This is a genomic window from Micromonospora halophytica, assembly GCF_900090245.1.
Classification (GTDB): Bacteria; Actinomycetota; Actinomycetes; order Mycobacteriales; family Micromonosporaceae; genus Micromonospora; species Micromonospora halophytica.
In genome coordinates, this window is record NZ_FMDN01000027.1 from 16,724 (window position 1) to 40,532 (window position 23,809).

A 23,809-nucleotide genomic window follows, 5' to 3' on the forward strand; every position below is an offset into this window, starting at 1 on the left:
GACTTGTCGGAAAACGCGACTGGATCATGCTCAGCTGCGGGCTGCGGGCTGCGGGTTGTGGCCGGCTCAGTTGCCGGTGGGGTGCCGGGTGACCGTGGCCAGGAAGCGGCTGAGCAGCTCGTGCCAGCCGGCGGTGAGTGCCTGCCGGTAGCCTTCGGCGGCCTCGCCGTGCCGGTCGAAGTGCCGGTGCTCCACCTCGACCCGGGTCCCGCCGGAGTCGTCGGGCAGGAAGAGCACCTCGACCTCGCTGGCCCGCGCCGGGTCCGGCACCGGCACCCGGTCCGGGCCGATCTGCCAGGTGAAGACCAGCCGCTTCGGTGGGTCCCAGGTGAGCACCCGGCCCCAGTCGCTGCGGAAGCCGTACGGGCCGATCTCGTAGAGCATCCCGCCCGCCCGTGGCTCCATGCCCAGTTCGGCCAGCGCCGCCGGACCGGACCAGGTGTATTCGCGTACCCACCAGTCGGTCAGCGCCCCGGTGAACACCGCGAACGCCAGCTCGGCGTTGACTGGGGCGAGGAGGGTGCTGCGGAGCGCGTACCGCTCGACGTCCTGATGGACCTCCGCCATCTCCTGTCCCATAGGCCCGGACCATACCGGCTCATGCCTCCGTGTGCAGCTTCGCTTTGCTGCCCGCTTCCGGACAGTGGAACGCACCGGCTGGCGCCTTCGTCGGCTTGGCCCAGCCCGGCCCGGGCGATCGACTCCGTTTCGCCGACATGGCGGTGTTTCTCAGCGTCGGACACCGCGATGTCGGTGCCATGGCGTGCGCCTCACCAAGCTCGGCCGGCAGTCTCACGGATGGTGGTCGGCTATCGGGGTAAGCGCGGCTGACGTGGCCCACGGCCGGGCCGCGGGTGGGGAGCGGACGATGAGCGAGGCGCGGGAGCCGGAGCGGACCGGAGGCGGCCACGAGGTCGAGCCGGACGTGCTGCTCGACATCCCGGAGGTGTCGGTCGACTCGCTGCGGCTGGCGGTCGACGGACTCGACGCGGACCTGTCGCTGCGCGCCCGGCTGGCCAACCTGCTCCAGATCGACGCCGGCGTGCGGGTGCACCTGGCGGGGGCGGAACTGGATCTCCAGGGGGTCAGCGCCGAGGCGCTGCTGAAGGTCCGGCTGGAGAAGCTGGTGGAGATCCTCGACCGCGCGCTCACCACGCTCGACCGGAACCCGGAGATCGTCCAGGCGCTGGCCCGTACCGCCGACGTCTCCCTGAACGACGTCAACCGGGTGGCCGACCGGCCGGCGACCGCTGCCGCGCCCGTCGTCGACGAGGCCGGCCAGCAGGTCGGCTCGATCGGCGCGGTGGCCGACCGGTCCCTGCGCGAGGCCGCCCGCGCCGCCGGTCCTGCCGGGCCCGCTGAGCCCGTCGCGGCCACGTCGGCGCAGCGACCCACCGGCCCACGCCCGGAGTCTCCGGCCGGGCCGTCGCCGGTGGGCTCCCCACCGGAACCCCCGTTGGAGCCGCCGCCGACCAGCCGCCCGCCCCGTCCGGGCGCCGAGGTCCCGGCGGGCGGGCCGCCACCCGCGCCCACCGGCCCCCGACCCGCCGACCGGGGTACGACCGCAGGCGACCGTGAGCGCCGTGGCACTTCGCCGGCGTCCCAGTTCGCCGGACAGGCGGGCGAGACGCTGCGCCAGGCCGGCCGTAGCGTGTGGGAGGCGGTCCAGGGCGGCATGGCCCAGCGGCGTCAGGGCCAGCAGCGGCCCGACCGCTGACCGGTCCTGCCCCGGCCCGCCGGCGCAGCCGGAGTCCGGGCGGTGGGTACGAGAGCGTTCAGTGCGGCCGACGCCACCAGGCCGTACGGGCCAGCAGGGGCAGCGCCGCCAGCGGTGCGAGGGTGACCGCCAGGGCCGCCCCGCTGGTGAGGTCCTGAGGCGTCCACACCAGGTTGTCGCCGATCCCGGCCGTGTGCGCGGTGAGGGACAGGCCCACGAAGAGCGCGACCGCCCCGAGCACGGTGACGAGCCGGTGCCACCCCGTCCCCACCGCCGTGACGGGGGTGCGTCGTGCCACCGTCGGCACCTCGGCATCGGCCTGGTGAGGTCGCGTCACCCCGGCATCCACCGGGCGCGCTGGCGCCGCCTCGGCCTCCGCCCGGTGCCACCGCGCATCGGTGAGCCGCCGCTGCACGGCGGTCAGCCCTCGGACGGCCCACGCGATGACCGGGACGACCAGCGTGAGGAGCAGCACGGCGTGGGTGGCCCAGGCCCCGGCGAGGGTGGGGCCGCCCCACGAGTCGGCGTACCCGCCGTCGGCCTGGCCGGAGCGCACGAGCAGTTCCCGCCACGGGTACGCCAGCACGTTGATCAGCACCAGGAAGGCCAGGACGGCGGTCAACGCCGACGAGGCGAGCGCGACCGGCAGCGCGACCAGCGCGCCGAGCAGGTTGCCGGGCCGTCCCCCGCGGACGGCCCGGACCGTCGCCCCGAGAGCCCGTGGCACGGCGAGGACGGAGAACCGGAAGGCGCGGCGGGACTCCGGGCCGTACGCCCACCGCCAGGGAGTGCCGAGTCGACTGAGGAACCTTCTGCCAGGTGTCATGTGCCCAGTCTCGGCTCCGGGTGGACTCACTCACCATCGGGAGGCTCCCGGCCCGTACCCCTAGGGGCGTGGACGCCGCCGGTGTCCTTGACACCCGCATCGACGATGGCCGGATGAGCCTGGGTGAGCGCGGCGTCCTCGTTGCTGTCCCGGACGGCTCCGGCCACACAGTGACGCTGCTGCTCGCTCCCCGCCTGGCGGTCGCCATCGTGAGTGCGGTCCTGGTCGTGGCCGGTGTCCGTATCGCGGTGACCCGACGGCTCCCGCGATTTCGGCTCCGTCCCGGCCGACCGGAGGTGGGCCAGCGACCCCAACCCGTCCGGGTCGGCGGCGGTGTCGCGCTGGCCGCCACGAGCCTGCTGCTCCAGCAGGTGGTGTCCCTCGTGCCCATGCCGTTCCTGGCCGAACTCGCCCTGATGGCGACGTCGCTGCTGGTGGCCGCAGGCGCGCTCGGCTGGTTCGTCCTGCGGCAGGACCAGCTGTCCGGATCCACCGCGCGACTACAGGCGGGTGTCAGGCTCGACCGGACGGATCCAGCCAGGGCACCACGCAGAAACGCCGACCTGCGTTACCGCTGGTCGGCGTTTCAGTAGCCCGGCGAAAGGCTATGTGGCCAGGGGCGGGGTCGAACCGCCGACCTTCCGATTTTCAGTCGGACGCTCGTACCAACTGAGCTACCTGGCCGTGGTGCTCGGCTCATGGTACCCGGAAGGCGGGGTCTCCGCCGAACAGGTAACACGCTCCGATACGCAGAACGCCGCGCAATGGTGCACGCGGCGTCGGCGCTGGCGGTCCTGACGGGACTTGAACCCGCGACCTCCGCCTTGACAGGGCGGCGAGCACTCCAACTGCTCCACAGGACCTAGCTTTTGTTGCCTCCGGCCGAAGCCGGACCGTGCCCCCAACGGGATTCGAACCCGTGCTACCGCCTTGAAAGGGCGGCGTCCTGGGCCGCTAGACGATGAGGGCGGCCCCGCCATCATTGCACACTCGCAACTTCAAGCGGACTTGCTCCCATCCGGCCCCGCCGGAGGCATGAGAAGCATATGCCATGCCTGGGCGGACGACCAAACCGGTATGGCCAGGGGCACAGTGCCCCGAAAAACCGCAGGTCAGGGCGGTTATCACCGGGGTGGAGCGATGCCGAAGCGCCGTTTCAGGTCGGCGATCAGGTGTGGGCAGGCGGCCAGGGTTCGGCTCCGGTCGCCTCCACCGTCGTGCATCAGGACGATCGCGCCGGGGCGTACGCCGGCCTGGACCCGCTTCGTCAGCACGGGGGCGGTGGGCTTCGCCCAGTCCTGCGGGTCGACGCTCCAGTGCAGCGATCGCATGCCGAGCTGACGGGCCACCGCCACCACCTCCGGCGTCCACCGACCGCCGGGCTGGCGGAAGAACGGCACCTCGGCGCCCGGGACGGCCGCCCGGACGGCCTGGTTGGTGCGGGTCAGGTCGGCCCGGATCTCGGCCACCGGGCGGCGGCCGAGATCGAAGTCGTGCCGCCAGCTGTGGTTGCAGAGCTGGTGGCCCTCCCGGACGATCCGCGCCACCAGCTCCGGGTGCTTGCGGACCTGGGTGCCGACCACGCAGAACGTCGCCTTCACCTTGGCCGACCGCAGCTGGTCGAGGACCTTCGGCGTCCAGGTCGGGTCCGGGCCGTCGTCGAACGTCAGCGCCACCGCGCGTACGCCGGTGGCGCGCCGAAGGCCGGCGGGGAGCGTCTTCGGTGTCGGCCGCAACCGGGGTTTCGGCCTGGCGGTGGTGGGCCGTGGCCTGGGGGGTGGTGTGGGGGTGGCGGACGGGTCCGTCGGGTCCGTCGAGGCCGTCGGGGCGGGTGCCGCCACCTGCCGGCTGTTCCGCTGTTCCTCGCCGCATCCGACGAGGAGCAGGACCAGGGCCAGGGCGACCGCCAGGACGGGGCGTGGACGCATCGTCACTCCGAGGGGGATCGGGTACGCGGACGGCCCCGACGGTAGTGGACGAAATGTGAATCCGGCAGGGCCGGTCAGTCCCCCGTCGCCTGGTCCAGCGAGTCCCGGACGGCCAACGCCAGCGAGACCGCCTCGGTGAGGTCGACCGGGCGTACCACCCCGGCGGGCAGGGTGTCGGCCCGCCAGCCCGGCCCGGCGGCCAGCACCAGCAGCGGCCGGCGGGGCACCCCGAGCAGGGCGCTGAGCTGCCCCGGTTCGGCGGTCGCCCGGGTGTGTGACCAGATCACCACCGCCGCCGGGCCGGTCCGGTTCACCGCCTCGATCAGGGCCGCCACCGGCACCCGCGCCCCGAGCATCCGGTACGTGACCCCGGCCTCGGCGAGCGCGGCGGCGAGCGCCTCCAGCGGGAGGGTGTGCTGTTCCTCGTCCGCGCAGGAGAGCAGGATCCGGGGTGGGCCGGTCGCCGTGCCGGCGCGGGTGACCGTGGCGAACGCCTCCGAGACGCAGCGGGAGACCAGGTGCTCCACCTCGATCAGCCCGGCGGTGGCGGCGTGCCGTTCGCCGATGCCGACCAGCACCGGGCGGAGCAGCCCGTCCCAGGTGGCGATCACGCCGTCGCGGGCCAGTGAGTGCGCGATCGTCTCGTTGATCGCCACCGAGTCCAGTCGCATGGCGGCCCGGGCCATGCCCCGGGCGACCGGTCCGGCCCGGCCGACCGGGATGGTCTGCCCGCCGCCGTCCCGGACGCCCCGCATCCGCAGCTCGGCACCGGGGCTGATCGCCGGGCCCTGCTTCGCCCAGCGGGCCGCCTCGGCCGGGGCGATCCCCTCGGTGGTGAGTTTGCGCATGATCTCCAGGCGTGCCAGGTCGGCCGGCGTGTAGCGCCGGTGGTGACCCGGGACGTGGTGACTGGGACCGAGGCCGTAGCGCTGGTGCCAGGTACGCAGCGTGGTGACCGCCACGCCCAGTCGGCGTGCGACGGCCCCCGCGCTCAGCGCCTCATCGGCCACCCGGCCGCTCCGGAGCGTCGTCCGCCGGTACGCCGGACGGGATCGTGGTGCCGGCCGGGCCGCCGGAGCGCAGCAGCCGGCTCACCACCCCGCCCAGCCAGGGCGCGTACGCGCGGGGGTCGGCCTCGATCTCGGTCATCAGCCGGACCGGATCGACCCAGCGCAGCTCGGAGACCTCGTCCGGGTCCGGCAGCAGGGTGACGTCGGCGGGCACGTCGGCGCGCAGTACGTGGTCGTACTCGAACTCGACCCGGCCGGTGACCGGGTCCTCGGCGTAGTAGAGGTAGATCCCCACCTCGGTGAGCGACACCGGCTCGGCGCCCAACTCCTCGCGCAGCCGCCGGTTGGCGGCCTCGGCCGGCGACTGGCGTGGGCCGGGGTGGCCGCAGCACGAGTTGGCCCAGCGCTGCGGGAACCGGGTCTTCACCGCGGCCCGCCGCTGGAGCAGCACCCGCCCCTCCGGGTCGACCAGCAGCACCGAGAAGGCGCGGTGCAGCCGCCCCGGCGCCTGGTGCGCGGCGGCGACCGTGGCCTCGCCGAGGACGCGGCCGGTGTCGTCGACCAGTTCGACCAGGTGCCCTTCCCGGGACTTCACCGCCGTGACCCCCCACTTCTCGTGTGCACCGCGCTCCGCGTGCTCACCGGCCGTCGCCCGTGATGCGGTTCGCGGCGAGCTTGCCGGAGATGAGCACCATCGGCACGCCGACCCCGGGCTGGGTGCCGGAGCCGGTGAAGACCACGTTGGACAGGCTCCGGTGCAGGTTCGACGGGCGGAACGGGCCGGTCTGGAAGAGGCTGTGCGCGGCGGCGAACGGCGTACCGGCGGCCATGCCCTGCTCCTCCCATTCGGCGGGGGTGATCGTACGCAGCACCTCGATGCCGTCGCCGAACCCCACGTACCCGCGCTCCTCCAACGTCCCGACGAGCTGGTCGGCGTAGCGGCGGCTGAGGTCGCCGCGCCAGTCGAACGGCGCCCGCTCCAGGTTGGGCACCGGGGCGAGCACGTAGTAGGTGTGCCGCCCGGCCGGGGCGACCGAGGGGTCGGTCCGGCTCGGGTTGGTGACCAGCAGCGACGGGTCGCTCATCAGTTCGCCGCGCCGGATCACCTCGTCGAAGGTGCCCTTCCACGACCGTCCGAAGTGGATGTTGTGGTGGGCGATCCTGCCATACCCCTGTGTCGACCCGACGTGCAGGACCACGCAGGACGGCGAGTAGGTGAGCTTGCGCTGCCGACCCTCGGGCAGCAGGTCGCGGTAGGCGACGGGCAGGTCCGGGTTGAGCACGACCACGTCGGCCGGGATCAGCTCGCCGTCGGCGGTCACCACGCCGGTGGCCCGGCCGTGGGCGGTCTCCACCCGGGTCACCGTGGTGCCGTACCGGAACTGCACGCCGTGTTTCTCGGCGGCGCCGGCCATCCCCCGGGACACGGCGTGGATGCCGCCGCGCGGGAAGTACACCCCGGCCACCGAGTCGAGGTACGCGATGACGCTGTAGATGGCCAGCGCGTCGTGCGGCGCGAGGCCGGCGTACATCGCCTGGAAGGAGAAGATGCGCTGGGTGCGGGGGTCGGAGAAGAACTGGTTGATCTTCGTCTGGAGCCGCCGGAACGCGCCGTGGGTCAGCAGCTTCACCAGGTTGGCGGTGAGCAGGTCGGTCGGCGCGTCCAGGTTGCGGTCGATGAAGTCGGCCCGCTCCCAGTGCCAGAGGTTGCGCGCGTAGTCGACGAAGCGCAGGTAGCCGTCGGCCTCACGGGGGCCGCAGACCTTGGCGATCTCGGCGGCCATCCGGGTGGTGTCGGTGATGACGTCCAGCGTCGAGCCGTCCGGGTAGTAGGCCCGGTACGCCGGGTCGAGCGGGGTCAGGTCGAGCCAGTCGTCCAGCTCCTCGCCGACCGCGTCCAGCGCCTCGGCGATCAGGTCCGGCATGGTGAGCACGGTGGGGCCGGTGTCGAACTCGTACCCGTCGACGCTCAGCCGCCCGGCCCGGCCGCCCGGCACCGGCTCGCGCTCGACCACGGTCACCTGCCGGCCGCTGCCGGCCAGGTGCAGCGCGCACGCCAGCCCGCCGAGGCCCGCGCCGACGACCACCACCCGGTCCGTACGTCCGTTCACGGTCCGCACGTGACCACCTCCCTCACGAAGTTGCCCATCATGCCCGCCGCTTGGTGGCGGCGGTGGCGAGACCGGTCAGCGCGTTGCGCGCGGTCTCGTCGATCGACGCGGTGTCGAGCGCGGTCAGCGCCTCGGCGACCCGGTCGGAGATCATCCGTTCGACCCGGGTGACGGCCCCGGTGTCGGCGACCACCTCGGCCAGCCGGGCCACCTCGCGGGCTCCGGTCGCCTTGCCGGCCCGGTCCAACGCCCGCCGCTGGCCCGGGTCGGCGAGCTGCCGGGCCACCATCAGCAGCGCGGTCGGCTTGCCGGTGCGCAGGTCGTCGCCGGCCGGCTTGCCGGTGGTCGCCGGGTCGCCGTAGACGCCGAGCAGGTCGTCGCAGAGCTGGAACGCCTCGCCCACCGCCAGGCCGTACCGGGTGTAGGCGGCGATCAGCGGCGCGTCGGCCTCGACCCCGGCCAGGCATGCGCCGAAGAGCAGCGGCCGTTGGACGGTGTAGCTGGCGGTCTTGTAACGGGCCACCCGCAGCGCCCGGTCCACCGACCAGTTCGCCGCGTCGTTCTCGCCGAGCACGTCGAGGTACTGCCCGGCGACCGTCTCGATCCGCATCCGGTCGTAGCAGCGGCGCACCTCGAACAGCCGGGCCGGCGGCAGGGGGGCGTGGCTGAGCAGCCGGTCCGCCCAGACCATGCAGAGGTCGCCGATGAGCACGGCCACCGCCTCGCCGAACCGGTCCGGGTCGCCGGAGTGCCCGGCGGCGCGGTGCCGGGCGGCGGCGGCCCGGTGCGCGGTGGGCAGGCCGCGCCGGGTGTCGGAGGCGTCCATCACGTCGTCGTGCACCAGGGCGAAGGTGTGCAGCAGCTCCAGCGCGGCGAACGCCGGCAGTACCGAGGGCAGCGGACCGCCACCGCCCACCACCCCGCGCCAGCCCCAGTACGCGAACGTCGGGCGGACCCGCTTGCCGCCGGCCAGCACGCAGTCGCGAGCCGTGGCGGCGAAACCACCCATCGCCGCGTCGATCTCGGTGAGCGAGTCGACCTCGGTGGCGAGGAACGCCGCCAGTGTCTCGTCGACCCCCTTGATCAGGTCCTTGGTGAACGCGGCCAGTACGCCGCGGACCGGATCGTCCGTCGCCTCCGGCTGTGCCGGCGCGACGCGGAGCGTGTTACCCGCAACTGCGTCGTTGGCCATGTGGGGGAGCGTACCCTAGGGTTACGAGTTGCGTCGATTGCTGCGTCGAATGTCGAGGAGGGCCGGTGGACACCGATCTCAGCGCGGCCTACGCCCGCTGCCAGGAGCTGCACAAATGCCACGGGCGCACCTACTATCTCGCCACCCGCCTGCTCCCCGCATGGAAACGGCGGCATGTGCACGCTTTGTACGGTTTCACACGCTATGCCGATGAGATCGTCGACCGCACCGAGGACCTCCCGCCGGCCGAGCGCGCGGCCCGGCTCGAGCAGTGGTCGTCCCGCTTCGTCGCCGGCCTGCACGGCGAGCCGGTCGACGACCCGCTGCTCCCCGCCGTGCTGCACACCATCGCCGTGTTCGACCTGGACCGGGCCGACTTCGCGTCGTTCCTGCGCAGCATGGCGATGGACCTGACGGTCATGTCGTACCCGACCTACGACGACCTGCTCGACTACATGGAGGGCTCGGCGGCGGTCATCGGCACGATGATGCTCCCGATCCTCGGCAGCTCGGACCCGGCCGCCGCCCGCGAGCCGGCCCGCCAGCTCGGCTTCGCCTTCCAGCTCACCAACTTCATCCGGGACGTCTCCGAGGACCTCGACCGGGGCCGCACCTACCTGCCCGACGAGGACCTGGCGAAGTTCGACGTCACCCGCGAGGACCTGCTCGCGGCGAAGGCGCAGGGCCGCACCACCGGCAAGATCCGCGAGTTGATCGAGTACGAGGTGAGCCGTGCCCAGGCCCACTACGAGGCCGCCGCGCCCGGGATCGGTCTGCTCAGCCCCGCCTCGCAGGCCTGCATGCGCACCGCGTACGCGCTCTACGGCGGCATCCTCGACGCGGTCGCCGCGCAGGACCACGACGTCTTCGTCCGCCGGGCGGTGGTGCCGCAGCGCCGCCGGATGGCGGTGGCCGCCCGTGCCCTGCTCACCCCGCCCGGCAGCCCGGTCGCCGTCCCCGGACCGACGCCGGTACGCCGGTGAGCGGACGTACGGCGACCCGGTCGCCGAGGCGCTCCGGCTGGCCTACGACCCCGACGGCGGGTACGTGCGCAGGTGGGTGCCCGAGTTGGCGTCGGTGGTCGGCAAAGGCGGTGCGCCAGCCGTGGCGGCTGCCGGACGAGTTGCGGCGGACGCTGGACTACCCGCCGCCGCTGGAGGTGCCCGGAGCCGACCCGGTCCGGCTGCGCTGACCTTCTGCGGATTGGCGTAGCGGCGGGACCCAGCTCCCCGTGGAGTCGCTTTCCGTGACGGTGCTGCCGCGCCCGGGGTAGGTCCTTCCTTTGCACTGCTGCCACGGACGCGCCAGTCACCTTCCGTCACGGCAGGTGTGTCGGGGTCTCGCAGGGCGAATGGCGTTTCCGCTGCTAGCGGCATGTGGTGCGGTGGTGGCAGCAGAGCAAAGCGTCCGAGGTGAGGGAGTGGTCCATCCCGCCCTGGTCACCCAGCGTGAACTCGCGCATTGTTACCGAAAGTTACGTCGCCGGTATGTCGACGGCCGCGAGCCACCACCCGCCGGGTGGCACCGCCGCTCGGGAGTCAGAGGCAGGAGTGCAGAACCTCCACCAGATCCTCCACCCGGTCGTGGTCGGCGAGCCGGCTCGTCGCGTACGCGAAGACGTAGCCGCGCTCCGGGTCGGCCCAGGCGCTGCTGCCACCGACCCCGCCCATGCCCCAGCTCCCGTCCTCCTCCCGCTGCATGCCGAGCGTCCAACAGGTCCGTCGGTCCAGCAACAGGTCCGGGCCGTCGTACTGGGTCCGGGTCGCCTCGGCGACCAGATCGGCGCCGAACAGGCGGACCCCGTCCAGGGTGCCGCCGGCGAGCAGGCCCGCGTAGAGCCGGGCCAGCCCGGACGCGGTGGCGTGCAGGTTGACCGCGGGCACCTCCGCGCCCCGCCACAGCGGGCTGTTCACCACCGCGACGTCCAGGCCGCCGGCGGGGTTGCCCAGCGCCCGGGCGCGCAACGACCCCGGCTCGCCGAGCATCCGCACCGGCCATCGCGGATCGCCGTACGACAGGTCGGCGCAGCGCCGCTGGTCGGCCACGTCCAGCCCGAAGCCCAGGTCGAGCCGCCACGGGCCGGCGATCTCCTCAGCCAGGAAACGCCCCACCGTCCGTCCGTCCACCCGACGCACCAGTTCGCCCACCAGGTGCCCGTACGTCCAGGCGTGCTCGCCCGCGACGGAACCCGGCTCCCACTCCGGCTCGGCGGCGGCCAGGTCGGCGCAGAGCAGCGTCCAGTCGGCGACCGCCTCCGCCGGCCGGAGCACCGGGAAGGCCGGCAGCCCGGCGGTGTGGCTGAGCACCTGCCGGACCGTGGCCGGTGTGCGGAACTCCGGCCAGTACGCCGCGACCGGCGCGTCCAGTCGCACCCGTCCCCGGTCGACCAACGTGAGCAGGCAGAGCGCCGCCACCGGCTTGCCGACGGAGTAGACGTTCACCAGCGTGTCCGGCCGCCACGGATCGCCCGCCTCCGCCGAGGGCGCGACCGCGCCGGGCGCGACGGCCGTACGGGAGCCGCCGACCAGGTCGACCACCGGACGGCCGTCGTACCAGATGGTCAGGCTGGCACCGGCCTCCCGGCCGGCGGACAGCAGGTCGTGGAAGCAGTCCCGGACCGGGGCGAAGCGTGCGTGCACCGGGCCACCGTAAGCCGCGCAGAGGTTACCGGCGCGGGAATTCCGGCGCGGAACGGTGGCCGGCGTCCCCGGGGCTGGAGGATGCTGGCGGGATGGCGGAGCCGGAAATCGTGGACGTGGTGGTGGTCGGGCTCGGCGTCGGCGGCGAGGAGGTGGCCGGGCGGCTCGCCGAGGCCGGCCTGACCGTGGTCGGCGTCGAACGGAACCTGGTCGGAGGCGAGTGCCCCTACTGGGGGTGTATCCCCAGCAAGATGATGATCCGGGCGGCGAACGCGCTGGCCGAGGCGCGGCGCGTCGACCAGTTGGCCGGCACCGCACAGGTCCGGCCGGACTGGGCGCCGGTCGCGAAGCGCATCCGCGAGGAGGCCACCGACACCTGGAACGACCAGGTCGCGGTGGACCGGTTCACCGGCAAGGGCGGCCGGTTCCTGCGCGGCAGCGGCCGGCTCGACGGCCCCGGCCGGGTGGTCGTCGGCGACCAGGTCCTCCAGGCCCGGTACGGCATCGTCGTCGGCACCGGCACCAGCCCGTCGGTCCCGCCGATCGACGGGCTGGCCGACACTCCGTACTGGACGAACCACCAGGCGGTCGAGGTGGAGAACCTGCCCGGATCGCTGCTGGTGCTCGGTGGCGGCGCGATCGGGCTGGAGCTGGCGCAGGTCTTCGCCCGGTTCGGCGTCCGGGTGACCGTGGTCGAGGCCGCGGACCGGGTGCTCGCCATCGAGGAGCCAGAGGCGTCGGAGGTCGCGGCGGCCGCGCTGCGCGCCGACGGGGTCCGGCTCCACACCGGAGTGAAGACCGAGCGGATCAGCCACGACGGCACGGCGTTCACCGTGCACGCGGGCGAGGACTCGTACACCGCCGAGCGGCTGCTGGTGGTCACCGGCCGCAAGGCCCACCTGGCGGAGCTGGGCCTCGACACCGTCGGCGTCGACTGCGCACAGCGCTACCTGCCGGTCGACGACCGGATGCACGCCACCGACGGGGTGTGGGCGGTCGGCGACGTCACCGGCGAGGGGGCGTTCACCCACATCGCCATGTACCAGGCGTCGATCGTGGTCGCCGACCTGCTCGACCACGTCCGTCGGGCCCGGGGCGGCCCGGACGCCAGCGGCACCGCCAGCGTGGTCGGCGGCGCGATGGGTGCGTCCGGCCCGAGCGGCGTGGCCGGCACCGTCCCGCGCGCCGACTACCGGGCCCTGCCCCGGGTCACCTTCACCGACCCGGAGGTCGGCGCGGTCGGCCTCACCGAGCGGCAGGCCCGGGAACGCGGGATCAACGTGCAGGTCGGCATCGCCCAGCTCCCGTCGTCGGCCCGGGGCTGGATCCACAAGGCCGGCAACGAGGGCTTCGTCAAGCTGGTCGCCGACGCCGACGAGGGGGTCCTGGTCGGTGCCACATCCGTCGGCCCGGCCGGCGGCGAGGTGCTGTCAGGGCTGGTCGTGGCGGTGCACGCCGCCGTGCCGCTGCACCGGCTCCGCCACATGATCTACGCGTACCCGACGTTCCACCGGGCGATCGAGGACGCGCTGCGCGACCTGAGCTGAACGCGGCTCACGCGCCGTGCCGGCCGGCGCCGGCCGTGAAGCGGGCCGCGCCGGCCACGGCGTCCGTGGCGAGGGAGTCCAGACCGTAGGCCAGTTCGGTGGCCATCGCCTCCGGCTCGGGCAGACCCGCGCCGGCCAGCACCGAGGCGCGGTCGTTGCGCAGGCAGGCCTGTGGGTGCCGGGCGATGTCGGCCGCGAGCCGCTCGGCCGCCGTCCGCGCCCCACCCGGCGGGACCACCCGGTTCACCAGGCCCATCGCGTACGCCTCGTCGGCGCTGACGGGCCGGCCGGTGAGGATCAGGTCCATTGCCCGGCTCTGGCCGATCAGCCTCGGCAGCCGCACCGTTCCGCCGTCGACCAGCGGTACGCCCCACCGCCGGCAGAAGACCCCGAGCACCGCGTCCGACTCGGCGACCCGCAGGTCGCACCAGAGCGCCAGCTCCAGCCCGCCGGCCACGGCGTACCCGGAGATCGCGGCGACGACCGGCTTGGACAGCGACATCCGGGTGGGGCCCATCGGGCCGTCGCCGTCGGGCTCGACCCGGTTGCCGCGGGGCGTGCCGATCGCCTTGAGGTCGGCACCCGAGCAGAACGTGCCGCCCGCGCCCCAGAGCACCGCGACCCGGGCGTCCGGGTCGGCCTCGAAGGTGCGGAACGCGTCGGCGAGGGCCCGCGCGGTCGGCCCGTCGACGGCGTTGCGGGACGCCGCCCGGTCCAGGATCACCGTGGTCACCGGTCCGTCGTGCGCCACGTGTACGGCCATCGGCACAGCATGCCCTCCGGTGGCGCCGGCCCGCCAGGGGCCGGCACCCGGTGGGTCAGTTGCCGCGCCCGCGGCACGCCTGCCGGTTCCAACCGTCGGGCCGCTAGCATCGCCGACGGCACGATCATGCGAGGTGCCCCGCGGCCGCGGGGAGAATCTGGGAAGCCGGTGCGAATCCGGCACGGGCCCGCCGCGGTGACCGGGGAGCCACCGTCCACGCGCACGCAGCGCAGCCACTGGCCGTACGGCTGGGAAGGCGGACGGCCAGGCGTCGATCCGGGAGTCCGAAGACCGGCCTCGCGTCGACCGCCCACCTGCCGGTGGGCCGAGCGCAGCGGGAGCCTGCCCATGGACCTCTACACCGCCATCCACCGTCGCCGGGACGTCCGCGCCGAGTTCACCGGCGAGCCGGTGCCGGACGACACCCTGCACCGGGTCCTCGACGCGGCGCACGCCGCGCCCAGCGTCGGCTACTCGCAGCCGTGGGACTTCGTCCTGGTCCGGGATGCCGGGATCCGTCGCCGCTTCCACGAGCACGTACAGGTGGAGCGGGACACCTTCGCCGCCACCCTGGACGGCGAGGCGGCCGCCCGGTTCGCCCGTATCAAGATCGACGGGGTGTTGGAGTCGACGCTGTCGATCGTGGTCACCTACGACCCGTCCCGGGGCGGCCCGGCCGTGCTCGGCCGGCACGCCATCGCCGACGCCGGCCTCTACTCGGTCTGCCTGGCGATCCAGAACCTCTGGCTCGCCGCCACCGCCGAAGGGCTCGGCGTCGGCTGGGTGTCCTTCTACCGGGAGCCGTTCCTGGCCGACCTGCTGGGCGTCCCGGCGGGGATCCGCCCGGTCGCCTGGCTCTGCGTCGGGCCGGTGACCCACCTGGAGACCGTGCCCGACCTGGCCCGGCACGGCTGGCGGCAGAAGCGCCCGCTGGCCGAGGCGCTGCACACCGACCGCTGGACCGCCTCCCGCTGACGCCCGCGCGCGGTCACCTCGGTCGGCCCGTCGGCGGTCGGCTTGTCGGCGGTCGGCCCGTCGGCGGTCGGCTTGTCGGCCGGTCGGCTTGACGGCGGTCGGCTTGACGGCGATACGGCGGTGTCCGGCTGGACCGGACACCGCCGTATCGCCGACACGAAGCCGGGCTGCGACGGAACGGGGTCAGTCTCCCGCGAAGCTGACGTCGGTCAGCTCGAGCCACGCCGCCAGCGCGGCCAGCTCGGCCCGGACCGCGGCTGCCGTCTCTCCGTCGAAGGGGACGTCCTGGTGGACGGTGTGCACCCGCAGCACGCCCGCCTTCCGGTCGGCCGTGGCGTCCACCTTGCCGACCAGCCGGTCGTGGTGCAGCACCGGCAGCGCGAAGTAGCCCCAGCGCCGCCTGGCCCTCGGCACGTACATCTCCAGGACGTACTCGAAGTCGAACAGCTCCCGCAGCCGTTTCCGGTCGTGGACCAGCCGGTCGAAGGGCGACAGCAGCGCGGTACGCCCGGCGAACGGCTGGTCCAGCGCCGCCGGATCGACCCGCCACCCGCCCGTGGTGCCCTCGACCTCCGCCGGCTCACCGGCCTCCCCGACGATCGACGCCCGGGCGACGCCCAGCGAGCGCAACCGCCGTTCGTCGCGGATCCGCCGGGCCTCCTCTTCCGGCACGACCCTGGTGCCCGCCGGGTAGACCCGCTCGGCCAGGTCCCAACGCCGCTGCCGCCCGATCCGGCCGGCGATGGCGACCTCACCCCGGGCGGCGAGGAACTCCAGCATCTGGGTGACGTTGCGGTTGTTCGTCCAGCCGGTCGACGGCCACGGCACCACGCTGCGGTCCGGCACCTCCCGGGACAGCAGCGGGCCGGAGTCGCGCAGCAGGTCGAGCACGTACCGGCGGAAGGAGTCGTTCGCCGTCAGCCAGGCGTGCGTGCGGGTGCCCTCCCCTGGCCAGGCGGCCATCTCGGCGAGGTGGAGTCCGAGGTCGGCCATCGGCCGGACGAACGCGTTGTGCTCGTACAGGGTGCGGTCCCGCTCCACCGCCTGCTGCAGGTGCGCCGGTCGGTACCCGGCCCCGAACCGGCACCACGCCACGAGGTCGGCGCTGGGCGCCACGGCCGCCGTGGGGTCGAGCTGGAGGAACGTCAGGTGCGTCACCGCCGCCAGCAGGTCCGCCGGCCGCCGCGCGTCGAGCAGTTGCGCGCGTACCGCGACGCGTCGCGCCTCGGCGCGGGAGATGCGGTGGGGACGCATCCCGAGAGGCTAGCCCAGACCGTCCCCCGTGCGGGGGATCGTGTCGCCCGCCCGGTTTGCGTCCGCTGCTGCCGGGAAGTTGGACAAGGTGCGAGCGCTGATGACGAAGATCGAGCAGAACGCGAAGCTGGACCGGATCGGTGACCGGCTGCAACGCGCGGTGCAGGGGACCCTGCGCCCGCAGCGGGTCCGCGACCTGCTGCACGGTGTCTGGCTGGGCCACCCGCTGCACCCGGCGATGGTGCAGGTGCCGGTGGGCGCCTGGCTCAGCGCCGCCGTGGTGGACCTGCTGCCCGGGCAGCGCCGGGCGGCGACCACGCTGGTCGCCCTCGGCACGGTGAGCGCCGTGCCCGCCGCCGTCACCGGGTTCAACGACTGGGCCGCCCTGGCCCGGGACCAGCGTCGGGTCGGCCTGGTGCACGCCGCCGCCAACTCGATCGGGCTGGCGCTCTACGCCGGCTCGCTCGCGGCCCGGCTCAGCGGCCGGCACGGGACGGGTCGGGCGTTGGCGTACCTGGGGTTGAGCGCGGCGAGCGCCGGGGCGTACATCGGCGGGCACCTGGCGTACAAGCAGGGTGCGCAGGTCAGCCAGAGCATCTCCGAGCTGCACCGGATGAGCGACGAGTGGAAGGCGGTCGCCGAGCTGGCCATGCTGCCGCAGCGCCAGCTCGTCACCCGTGAGGTGGACGACGTCTCGGTGATCCTCTACCGGCACGGCGACGAGGTCACCGTGATGCTGGAACGCTGCCCGCACCAGAGCGGTCCGCTCGGCGAGGGCGAGGTGCAGGAGATCGACGGGCATGCCTGCGTGGTCTGCCCCTGGCACGGCTCGGCGTTCCGCCTCAACGGTGGCGAGGTCGTGCACGGGCCGTCCCCCAACGACCAGCAGATCCTGCCCACCCGGGTCGTCGACGGCGTGCTGCAGACCAAGCTTCCCTGACCCTGGTCAGTCGTGGCGGTGCCGCCGGTGACCCACGCGCCTGGTCAGTCCCGGCGGTGCCGCCCGGTGACCAGCGCGCGGGCCGCGGCGGCGGTGGCCCGGGCCGGGCGGCGGCGCAGCCCCAGCACCGCGCCGATCTGCGCGCCGACGATGCTCGCCACGGCGAGCACGGCCGAGACGGCCAGCGGCCGGTTGATGCCGTCGTCGCCGGTGGCCCGGGCCGCCCCGGCAGCCAGCGCCGGTGGCACCCCCACCGGGCCCTCCCGCTGCGGCTGCGTCTGCTGCGGCACCGGCTGCTCCGGCGACCGCGGGTCGACCCGCTCGTCCGGGGTCGCCCGGGTGTCGGGCCCCGGCGCGCCGGGTGCGGCCGTCTCGGGTGACCCCTGCGGGGTGGCTGCGGGCGGGCGCGGCGACGGCTTGCGGGGCGGGTTCACCACCAGGCGACCGGTCGCGTGCTGCCGGGTGCCGCCGTCGGTGGCCTGCGCCGGCAGCTTGATCAACTGGCCGGGTCGGATCCGGTCCGGGTCGGGCAGCCGGTTGAGCCGGGCCACCTCCCGGTAGCGGTCGAAGTCGTCCAGGTAGCGCTCGGCCACCTCACCCAGGTAGTCGCCCCGGGCGACCCGGTAGACGGGCGGGGCCGCCGACGTGCGGGTGGCCTCGGAACCGCCGCCCTCCGGCACCGCGCCCGCCGTCGTGGTGGGTGGCGCGGCCAGCGGCACCGTCACCGCGCCGGCCGGCAGCGCCGCTGTGGCCGTGGCCGGGTACGCCACGGTCGTCGCCGGGTACGCCACAGCCGTGGCCGCGCTGGCCGCCGGGGCCGCCGCGACGATCAGCGCGACCGACCCGACCAGGGCCGCCGCCGCCCGCTGCTGCCGGCTCATCCCGGGCAGCCGGGGCGCCGGCCGCCGCGCCGCCTGCGCCCCCAGCTCCACCAGGACGGAGAAGGCGAACGTCGCCCAACCGAACCAGCCGAGGACCGCCAACGCCCGCAGGAAGAGCCGCCCGTCGTCCCGGCTGGTCAGCGCGGTGCCCACTTCGCCGAGGGTGGGCAGGTGGTCGGGGAGCGGGTTGCCGGCGAAGGCGAGCAGCGCCACCGGGGCGCCCGCCAGCAGCGCGATCAGCACGACCAGCGAGCCGAGGCCGGTGAGCAGCTGGCCGGTCCGCCGGACGGCGGAACCACGGGGTGCGGTCATGGCGGCCTTCCCTTCCTACGGTGCCTCGGTGAGGGCGCGCGCGGTGGCCTCGCCCGAGACGGTGACGGTGCTGTCCATGCCGAACAGGCCGAGCAGGTGCCGGCGGTAGGTGACGGTGACCCGGACCTGGATCTGCTTCTCGCCGCCGACCACCGGGAAGGTGACCCGGTACCGGGTCACGCCCGCCGCCGCGAGGTAGTCGCGGACGGCGGCCCGGGCATCGGCCTCGTCGATCTCCTTCGGGCCGCCCTCGATCGCCCGGGCCCGGTCGACGGCCTGGCCGCCGCTGCGGGCCGCCTCGGCGGCGAGGTTGTCGGCGCGTTGCAGCGACCGGAGTTGGCCGGCACCGTCGTACGCGACCCCGATGATCGCCAGCACGCCGGTCATGGTGACGGCCAGGAACAGGCTGACCCGTCCCTCGTCCCGCCATAGTCCGCGCGCCCTCATCCCCGGCTCCGGTACCGGTCCAGCGGCGAGGTGAAGGTCGCCGAGGCGGTGGTGCGCAGCGGCACGCCGGGCAGGCCGGGGGCCCGCAGGTCGGCGTGGGAGACCACGCAGGTGATCGTGACCGTCACGCTCGCCGGCTGCCCGACCGGGCTGCGGTACGCCGCGTCGAAGCCGGCCGGCCGGCCGCGTACCGAGCCGCTGAAGGTGATCTTCGGGGTGCCCTCGCAGTTCAGGCGTCGCCAGTCGAGCTGGCGGCGGGCGGCGTCCCGGGCGGCGGTGCGGGCGGTGGCGGCGTCCCGGGAGATCGAGGCGGCCCGGGCGGCGTCGTGCGCGGCCGACTCGACCGCCTCGTCGGCCACCGCCGTCCGCCCGGTCACCCCGGCCAGCACGATCAGCGCGATGAACGCCGGGGCCAGCACGGCCACCTCCACCGAGACCGAGCCCCGGGCGCGGCGGTCCACCGGGGCGCTCACGGGGTGGTCCAGCGTTCGACGGTGCCGTGCGCGGTCTGCCGTACCTCGAAGCTGACGCCCGGTACGACCGACAGGGACCGGCCGGTGACCGTGCAGGTGACCTCGGTGGCGCTGGTGACGCAGGTCGGCTCCGCGCCGACCAGCCAGTCGCCGGCGGCGCCGAGGAACCGGGCGGCGCGGGCCTCACCCGCGCCCGCCGGGGCGTGCAGCGTCCGCTGCGCGTTGACCCCGCTCTGCGCCGCGTGCAGCGCGGTGGAGCGGGCCACGAACCAGACCGCCACCTGGACGGAGGCGAAGAGCAGCAACAGCACCGTGGGCATCACGACGGCCAGCTCGACGGGGTTCGCACCCCGGTCCGTACCCCCGGCGGTGAGGCGTCGCCGGACGGCCCGGACGGCGACGCGCGGACCGTGCCGGCCCGGGACGCGGGACGGCGTGCTGTGGGGCCGGACGGCGACGGCCGTCCGGCCCGGGGGCGCGACGACGGGACGGGTCCGGATCACTTGGTCGGGATGCCGTCCATCCACGCCTCGGCCTTGGTCATGACCAGGGCGGTGACGGTGATGCCCGCCGCGACCAGCCCGGCGATGATCACCGCGGTCGGCACCGGGCTGTCGCCCCGGTCGGCCTCGCGGCGCAGTTCGGACAGGCGGGCCACCGTGGCGACGTAGAAAAAGGTGAGCAGCTGCATGGGGTGCTCCTTGTCGGGGGAGGGGACTACAGGCGGGCGACGAAGGGGTAGAGGATGAAACCGAGCAGGACGAAGACCAGCAGCGAGCCGGGGATGTCGAGCCGGCTGGTGACCCCCTCGGCCCGGGCCAGGTTGTCGGTGCGGATCTGGTCCCGCAGCGAGTCGGCGCGGCTGCGCAGGGTCTCGTGCACCTGCGCGCCCTCGCTGCCCGAGTTACGCATGATCGCCCCCACGTCGCCGAGTTCCGGGATGCCGATCCGCTCGGCCAGCTCCTGGAGTTCGTCCCACGGGGAGTGCATCTGCATCTGCGCGATCCGCAGCGACTCCTGGATCCGGTCGAAGACCCAGCCGTCGCAGACCGCCGCCGCGCGCTCCAGCGACTGCACCGGGCCGTGCGCCGCCGAGAGCTGCAACGCCACCAGGTCCAGGTAGGTGCAGACCGCCTGGCGGAACTCGTCGCGGGCGGCGTCCGCCTTCGCCAGCACCGCCCGGTGGGCGAGCAGCGCGCAGACCATCGCCATCCCGATGCTGCCCAGCACCGGTACGGCCACCGGCAGCCGTACCCCGCCGAGGAAGAGCACCGCGCCGAGCACGGTCGGCGTGGCCAGCCCGACCAGTCCGGAGAGGAGCACGGAGAGGGCGTACTGCTCGGGGGTCTGGTCGATCAGGGCGAGCTGCCGGTGCGGCGGGCTCAGCCAGCGGGAGAAGCCGCCCAGCCAGTCCGGCCCGCGTGCCGGGGCGACCGTGCCCGGGGGCTGGTGCAACCGGCGCAGCGCGGGACCGAGCGCCGGGGACGCCGGCAGCGCCTCGCGAACCAGCAGGAACAGGCCCAGCCCCACACCCGCGCCACTGAGCACGGCGACCGCGAGCTGCCAGTTGAGCATCATGCGACCGCCTCCTGAAGGTCGGGGGCGGGCAGGAACCGGGCCGGCGGCGGGGGCTGGCTCATCGACCGCACCCAGACCAGCAGCCCGATGAAGGCCGCGCTGAGCACCGCCATCACGAGCTGCCCGAGGACGCTGCCGTACGGGCGGACGTAGTCGGTGTTCAGCAGCCCGTACGCCAGCACGACCAGGGTCATCCCGGTGAGGAAGCGGACCGCGAACCGGGGCTGGGTGCGCTTGGCCTCCACCTCCCGCCGGGTGGCCACCTCGGCGGCGGCGGCCGAGGCGATCGAGCCGAGCACGTCGCCGAGGCGTTCACCCCGGTCGGTGAGGTGCAGGATCAGTGCGGCCACCACCTGGTCGCAGACGGGGTCGCCGATCTCGTCGGCGAAGGCGAGCAGGGCGGCGCGGGCCGTCCAGCCGGCCTGGAGTCGGGCGGCGAGCAGCCGTACCTCCTCCTGGATCTCCTCCGGGACGGTGGCGATGGTGCCGATGATGGCCTGCTGCAGGCCCTGCCCGGTGGCGGAGACGTCCTTGAGCCGGCGGGTCCACTCACCGACCGCCTCGATCCGGGCGATGGTCCGCTGCTCGGCCTTGCCGACGGCGAAGAGCCACGGCACACCGGGCACTGCCACGGCCACGATCAGCCCCACCACCGGCAGCCCGCTGAGCAGGAACGCCACCGCCCCGGCGGCCAGCGCCACGGCGAGTCGCGCCTGGTGGATCCGGCGTTCCCGCCGGCCGGCGCCGGCGCCGACCCAGAGCCGGCGCAGGCCCCGCCCGGCGGCCGGGCGCGGCCGGACGGGCGTGCGGGTGCCGACCACCGCGACCACGGCCAGGACCAGCCCGGCCACGCAGGTCGCCCCGGAGACGACGGCGATCAGCTCGATGTCGCTCACCGCCGCACCGCCGGGCCGAGGCGGCTGTGCCGGGGGCGACGCCAGGCACCGGCTCCGGCCTCGATGAACCTGGTCAGCAGCCGGGCGTCGTAGCCGACCCGCAGCAGTTGGTCGCGGATGCGTTCGGGCAGGTGGCGGGGGACCGCCCGACCGTCCGCCCCAGGGCCGAAGACGGACGTGGTGATGATCCGGTTGCCCTCGCCGACCCCGATCACCTCCTCGACGTGGGAGACGAAGCGGTGCTTGCGTCCGCCGATCGCGGTCTCGTCCTCGACGGTCACGTAGACGATCAGGTCGAGGGCGTTGCCGGCCATCCGGCGGGCCTGGTCGACCGTCATCTCCCGGCCGTGGGCCAGCGCCAGTTCGATGATCCGCTCGCTCACCCCGGCCGGGGTACGGGCGTGGATGGTGCACATCGACCCGCGGCTGGTGGTCATCGCCTGGAGCATCGGCACGATCTCCCGGGACCGCACCTCGCCAACGATGATCCGCAGCACGCCCATCCGCAGCGACACCGGGATCAGGTCGGCGATGCTCACCTCGCCGGCGGGCCGGCCGTCCAGGCCACGCTCGCCGTGGCCCTCCCGGGACTCGAAGCTCATCACCGCCCGGTGCTTGTGCCCGCGCCGGGCGGGCAGCAGTTCGCGGCTCTCCTCCAGCAGCACGTACGGCTCGTCCGGCGGGATCTCGTCCATCAACGCCCGGATGACGGTGGTCTTGCCCGCCCCGGCCAGCCCGGCGACCATGATGTTCAGCCCGGCCCGCATGGACGCGCGGAGGAAGTCGCGCAGCAGCGGGTCGATCATCTCGTCCAGGTCGGGGCGGGTGCCGCAGATGTCCTCCAGGCTGACGTCCAGCGTGTTGTGCTTGCGGATCACCGCGTACGGGCGGTGGCTGACCAGGAAGACCGCCGCGAGTCGGCTGCCGTCGGGCAGTTGCAGGTCCAGCGTCGGCTTCGAGGTGGACAGCGAGCGTTCGGTGGCCCCGGCCCGGCGGGCCGCCGCCTGGAGGATCTCCACCAGCTCCTCGTCGCTGTCGGCGATCGGTTCGGCCCAGTCGACCCCACCGCCGTGCCGGGTGATCCGCACCTGGTCGCAGCCGAGGATGTGCACCTCCTCGATGGAGTCGTCGACCAGCAGTGTCTGGAGCCGTCCCAGCCCGACCAGTTCGGCGGTCACCTGGTCCAGCAGGATCCGCTCCTCGTCGGCGGTGAGCGGGGTGCCGGCCCGGCGTACCGAGTCGGCGTAGCCGGAGACGACGGCGACCGCGAGCCGGGCCCGTTCGACCTCTTCCTCGTTCGCGTCGAAGTCACGGCCGCGCTGCCACTGGGTGAGCCGTTCGCTCAGTTCCCGCCGCAGTTCGCGGACCACGGCGAAGTCCACTCTCGGCCGGGGCGGCGGCGTCGGGGCGGGCGGGACGACCGGCGGCGCGTGGTGGTGGCGTCCGTTGGCCGGGGGCAGCGGCGGCATCGTCGAGGTCGCGCCCGGCTGCTGGTGGCGCGGGTCGTGGTGGACCGGCTCAAACCGCATCGGGGACCTCCTGCGTCGCCGGCCAGGCCAGCCGGGCCCGGCGGCGGTCCAGCAGCGCCCGGACCGGCGCCTCCAGCCCGCCGGCCGCGCGCATCAGCGGCCGTCCGGCGCGCACGGTGCCGCCGAGGCTGAGCACCTGCGCGGTACGCCGGTCCTCCGGCATCCGGCCGATAACCGGCACCCGCAGTGCCTTGCCGATCTCGCCCTTGCCGTGGCCGTCGCCGACCACGAGAAGCCGCAGCGTGCCCGGCGGCACCCGGTGCTCGGTGAAGTCCCGCTCGATCGCCCGGATCATCGACCGGGTCGCCGACAGGTCCGGCAGGTGCGCCCGGGTGACCAGCAGCACCACCGCGGCGGCGCGCAGGATCGGCCACGGTGGACCGGTCACCTGGAGCCGGCCGCAGTCGGCGATCACGTCGTACGCGGGTTGGCCCTTCTCCAGGTCGCCGAAGAAGTCCGCGAAGCGCTGCCAGAGCGGGGTGACGCTGCCGGCCTGGGCCGGGTCGACGACGCCGGGCAGCAGCAGCCGTTCCCGCTTCGGGGCGTCCAGGTCGACCAGTTGGGACCAGAACGCCGACTCCAGGTTGCCGTCGCGGAGTTCGCCGACGGCCAGTTCGCCGATGCCCCGGGGCCCGTCCAGCGCGCCACCGAGGTAGCCGGCGAGGACCGTGCCGCCGGCCGGGTCGCACTCGGCGAGCACCAGCCGCCGGTGCCAGCTCAGCGTGCAGGCCAGCGCGGACGTGGTGACCCCGGGCGAGCCCTTCGCCGAGACCAGCGCGATGATCGCCATG

Annotated in this window: 25 protein-coding genes, 3 tRNA genes and 1 riboswitch; of the genes, 6 read left to right on the forward strand and 22 right to left on the reverse strand. The window is 74.4% G+C overall.

Going from position 1 to position 23,809, the window contains the following annotated elements; translation table 11 throughout:
• Positions 1 to 66: 66 nt before the first annotated feature.
• Positions 67 to 579: an SRPBCC family protein gene (locus tag GA0070560_RS24995; RefSeq protein WP_091302095.1), complete on the reverse strand. Its 513-nt coding sequence runs from the start codon at positions 577 to 579 to the stop codon at positions 67 to 69.
• A 289-nt stretch (positions 580 to 868) separates the two neighbouring features.
• Between GA0070560_RS24995 and GA0070560_RS25000 the strand changes: the two genes are divergently transcribed.
• A complete protein-coding gene (locus tag GA0070560_RS25000) occupies positions 869 to 1,717 on the forward strand; it encodes a hypothetical protein (RefSeq protein WP_139131591.1) in 849 nt (282 codons plus the stop codon).
• A 58-nt stretch (positions 1,718 to 1,775) separates the two neighbouring features.
• On the opposite strand, the gene GA0070560_RS25005 is transcribed toward GA0070560_RS25000, so the two are convergent.
• The gene (locus tag GA0070560_RS25005) at positions 1,776 to 2,543 is read right to left on the reverse strand and encodes a hypothetical protein (protein WP_139131592.1); all 768 of its coding nucleotides are present in this window, start codon (positions 2,541 to 2,543) and stop codon (positions 1,776 to 1,778) included.
• Between the two features lie 113 nt (positions 2,544 to 2,656).
• On the opposite strand from GA0070560_RS25005, the gene GA0070560_RS25010 reads away from it, so the two are divergent.
• The gene (locus tag GA0070560_RS25010; RefSeq protein WP_170839576.1) at positions 2,657 to 3,136 is read left to right on the forward strand and encodes a hypothetical protein; all 480 of its coding nucleotides are present in this window, start codon (positions 2,657 to 2,659) and stop codon (positions 3,134 to 3,136) included.
• Between the two features lie 17 nt (positions 3,137 to 3,153).
• Here GA0070560_RS25010 and GA0070560_RS25015 read toward each other — a convergent pair.
• The 8 genes from GA0070560_RS25015 to GA0070560_RS25050 all read right to left on the reverse strand — a co-directional run bounded on the left by GA0070560_RS25015 (position 3,154) and on the right by GA0070560_RS25050 (position 8,784).
• Positions 3,154 to 3,227, reverse strand: a tRNA-Phe gene (locus GA0070560_RS25015).
• Between the two features lie 102 nt (positions 3,228 to 3,329).
• A tRNA-Asp gene (locus tag GA0070560_RS25020) sits at positions 3,330 to 3,406 on the reverse strand.
• A 33-nt stretch (positions 3,407 to 3,439) separates the two neighbouring features.
• Positions 3,440 to 3,512 (reverse strand) — tRNA-Glu (locus GA0070560_RS25025).
• Between the two features lie 155 nt (positions 3,513 to 3,667).
• A complete protein-coding gene (locus GA0070560_RS25030; protein ID WP_091302103.1) occupies positions 3,668 to 4,471 on the reverse strand; it encodes a polysaccharide deacetylase family protein in 804 nt (267 codons plus the stop codon).
• Positions 4,472 to 4,545: 74 nt separating this feature from the next.
• Positions 4,546 to 5,481 carry a MerR family transcriptional regulator gene (locus tag GA0070560_RS25035; protein ID WP_091302105.1) on the reverse strand — a complete coding sequence of 312 codons (936 nt, stop codon included), beginning with the start codon at positions 5,479 to 5,481 and terminating at the stop codon, positions 4,546 to 4,548.
• A complete protein-coding gene (idi, locus tag GA0070560_RS25040; RefSeq protein WP_091302107.1) occupies positions 5,471 to 6,076 on the reverse strand; it encodes an isopentenyl-diphosphate Delta-isomerase in 606 nt (201 codons plus the stop codon). The genes GA0070560_RS25035 and idi overlap by 11 nt, the downstream gene beginning before the upstream one ends.
• A gap of 43 nt (positions 6,077 to 6,119) precedes the next feature.
• Positions 6,120 to 7,601 carry a phytoene desaturase family protein gene (crtI, locus tag GA0070560_RS25045; protein ID WP_091302109.1) on the reverse strand — a complete coding sequence of 494 codons (1,482 nt, stop codon included), beginning with the start codon at positions 7,599 to 7,601 and terminating at the stop codon, positions 6,120 to 6,122.
• Between the two features lie 28 nt (positions 7,602 to 7,629).
• The gene (locus GA0070560_RS25050; RefSeq protein WP_091302111.1) at positions 7,630 to 8,784 is read right to left on the reverse strand and encodes a polyprenyl synthetase family protein; all 1,155 of its coding nucleotides are present in this window, start codon (positions 8,782 to 8,784) and stop codon (positions 7,630 to 7,632) included.
• 65 nt (positions 8,785 to 8,849) lie between these two features.
• Here GA0070560_RS25050 and GA0070560_RS25055 point away from each other — a divergent pair, with 65 nt between their 5' ends.
• A complete protein-coding gene (locus GA0070560_RS25055; RefSeq protein ID WP_091302113.1) occupies positions 8,850 to 9,767 on the forward strand; it encodes a phytoene/squalene synthase family protein in 918 nt (305 codons plus the stop codon).
• Between the two features lie 555 nt (positions 9,768 to 10,322).
• On the opposite strand, the gene GA0070560_RS25065 is transcribed toward GA0070560_RS25055, so the two are convergent.
• Positions 10,323 to 11,423, reverse strand: a complete 1,101-nt coding sequence (locus tag GA0070560_RS25065) for a serine hydrolase domain-containing protein (RefSeq protein WP_091302116.1) — start codon at positions 11,421 to 11,423, stop codon at positions 10,323 to 10,325.
• A gap of 92 nt (positions 11,424 to 11,515) precedes the next feature.
• Between GA0070560_RS25065 and GA0070560_RS25070 the strand changes: the two genes are divergently transcribed.
• Entirely contained in the window at positions 11,516 to 12,970 is a 1,455-nt protein-coding gene (locus GA0070560_RS25070) for a dihydrolipoyl dehydrogenase family protein (protein ID WP_091302118.1), read from the forward strand.
• Positions 12,971 to 12,977: 7 nt separating this feature from the next.
• Here the strand turns inward: GA0070560_RS25070 and GA0070560_RS25075 are convergent, their stop codons facing one another.
• Positions 12,978 to 13,733 (reverse strand): crotonase/enoyl-CoA hydratase family protein, encoded by a 756-nt coding sequence (locus GA0070560_RS25075; RefSeq protein ID WP_091302175.1) that lies wholly within the window; start codon positions 13,731 to 13,733, stop codon positions 12,978 to 12,980.
• A gap of 114 nt (positions 13,734 to 13,847) precedes the next feature.
• Positions 13,848 to 14,047: riboswitch (cobalamin riboswitch) on the forward strand.
• Between the two features lie 34 nt (positions 14,048 to 14,081).
• On the opposite strand from GA0070560_RS25075, the gene bluB reads away from it, so the two are divergent.
• The gene (gene bluB / locus GA0070560_RS25080) at positions 14,082 to 14,708 is read left to right on the forward strand and encodes a 5,6-dimethylbenzimidazole synthase (protein ID WP_091302120.1); all 627 of its coding nucleotides are present in this window, start codon (positions 14,082 to 14,084) and stop codon (positions 14,706 to 14,708) included.
• A gap of 183 nt (positions 14,709 to 14,891) precedes the next feature.
• Here the strand turns inward: bluB and GA0070560_RS25085 are convergent, their stop codons facing one another.
• Positions 14,892 to 15,962 (reverse strand): DNA glycosylase AlkZ-like family protein, encoded by a 1,071-nt coding sequence (locus GA0070560_RS25085; RefSeq protein WP_091302122.1) that lies wholly within the window; start codon positions 15,960 to 15,962, stop codon positions 14,892 to 14,894.
• A gap of 100 nt (positions 15,963 to 16,062) precedes the next feature.
• On the opposite strand from GA0070560_RS25085, the gene GA0070560_RS25090 reads away from it, so the two are divergent.
• A complete protein-coding gene (locus tag GA0070560_RS25090) occupies positions 16,063 to 16,902 on the forward strand; it encodes a Rieske (2Fe-2S) protein (protein ID WP_245675695.1) in 840 nt (279 codons plus the stop codon).
• A gap of 44 nt (positions 16,903 to 16,946) precedes the next feature.
• On the opposite strand, the gene GA0070560_RS25095 is transcribed toward GA0070560_RS25090, so the two are convergent.
• Genes GA0070560_RS25095 through GA0070560_RS25135 form a run of 9 tightly spaced genes read right to left on the reverse strand, consistent with a single transcriptional unit; the run spans position 16,947 to position 23,808 of the window.
• Complete coding sequence (locus GA0070560_RS25095) at positions 16,947 to 18,095, reverse strand: LysM peptidoglycan-binding domain-containing protein (RefSeq protein WP_091302124.1); 1,149 nt, start codon at positions 18,093 to 18,095, stop codon at positions 16,947 to 16,949.
• Positions 18,096 to 18,110: 15 nt separating this feature from the next.
• Positions 18,111 to 18,542 carry a hypothetical protein gene (locus tag GA0070560_RS25100; protein ID WP_091302126.1) on the reverse strand — a complete coding sequence of 144 codons (432 nt, stop codon included), beginning with the start codon at positions 18,540 to 18,542 and terminating at the stop codon, positions 18,111 to 18,113.
• On the reverse strand, positions 18,539 to 19,015 hold the full coding sequence (locus GA0070560_RS25105; RefSeq protein ID WP_245675696.1) for a TadE/TadG family type IV pilus assembly protein: 477 nt from the start codon (positions 19,013 to 19,015) through the stop codon (positions 18,539 to 18,541). The genes GA0070560_RS25100 and GA0070560_RS25105 overlap by 4 nt, the downstream gene beginning before the upstream one ends.
• Complete coding sequence (locus tag GA0070560_RS25110; RefSeq protein ID WP_091302181.1) at positions 19,012 to 19,515, reverse strand: TadE/TadG family type IV pilus assembly protein; 504 nt, start codon at positions 19,513 to 19,515, stop codon at positions 19,012 to 19,014. Before GA0070560_RS25110 ends, GA0070560_RS25105 begins: the two co-directional genes overlap by 4 nt.
• Positions 19,515 to 19,706 carry a hypothetical protein gene (locus tag GA0070560_RS25115; RefSeq protein WP_091302129.1) on the reverse strand — a complete coding sequence of 64 codons (192 nt, stop codon included), beginning with the start codon at positions 19,704 to 19,706 and terminating at the stop codon, positions 19,515 to 19,517. The genes GA0070560_RS25110 and GA0070560_RS25115 overlap by 1 nt, the downstream gene beginning before the upstream one ends.
• Positions 19,707 to 19,732: 26 nt before the next feature.
• The gene (locus GA0070560_RS25120) at positions 19,733 to 20,590 is read right to left on the reverse strand and encodes a type II secretion system F family protein (RefSeq protein WP_091302182.1); all 858 of its coding nucleotides are present in this window, start codon (positions 20,588 to 20,590) and stop codon (positions 19,733 to 19,735) included.
• Positions 20,590 to 21,534, reverse strand: coding sequence for a type II secretion system F family protein (locus GA0070560_RS25125; protein ID WP_170839579.1), 945 nt, complete (start codon positions 21,532 to 21,534; stop codon positions 20,590 to 20,592). The genes GA0070560_RS25120 and GA0070560_RS25125 overlap by 1 nt, the downstream gene beginning before the upstream one ends.
• On the reverse strand, positions 21,486 to 23,018 hold the full coding sequence (locus tag GA0070560_RS25130; protein ID WP_091302133.1) for a TadA family conjugal transfer-associated ATPase: 1,533 nt from the start codon (positions 23,016 to 23,018) through the stop codon (positions 21,486 to 21,488). The genes GA0070560_RS25125 and GA0070560_RS25130 overlap by 49 nt, the downstream gene beginning before the upstream one ends.
• On the reverse strand, positions 23,008 to 23,808 hold the full coding sequence (locus tag GA0070560_RS25135) for a CpaE/TadZ family protein (RefSeq protein ID WP_091302135.1): 801 nt from the start codon (positions 23,806 to 23,808) through the stop codon (positions 23,008 to 23,010). The genes GA0070560_RS25130 and GA0070560_RS25135 overlap by 11 nt, the downstream gene beginning before the upstream one ends.
• Position 23,809: the final 1 nt, after the last annotated feature.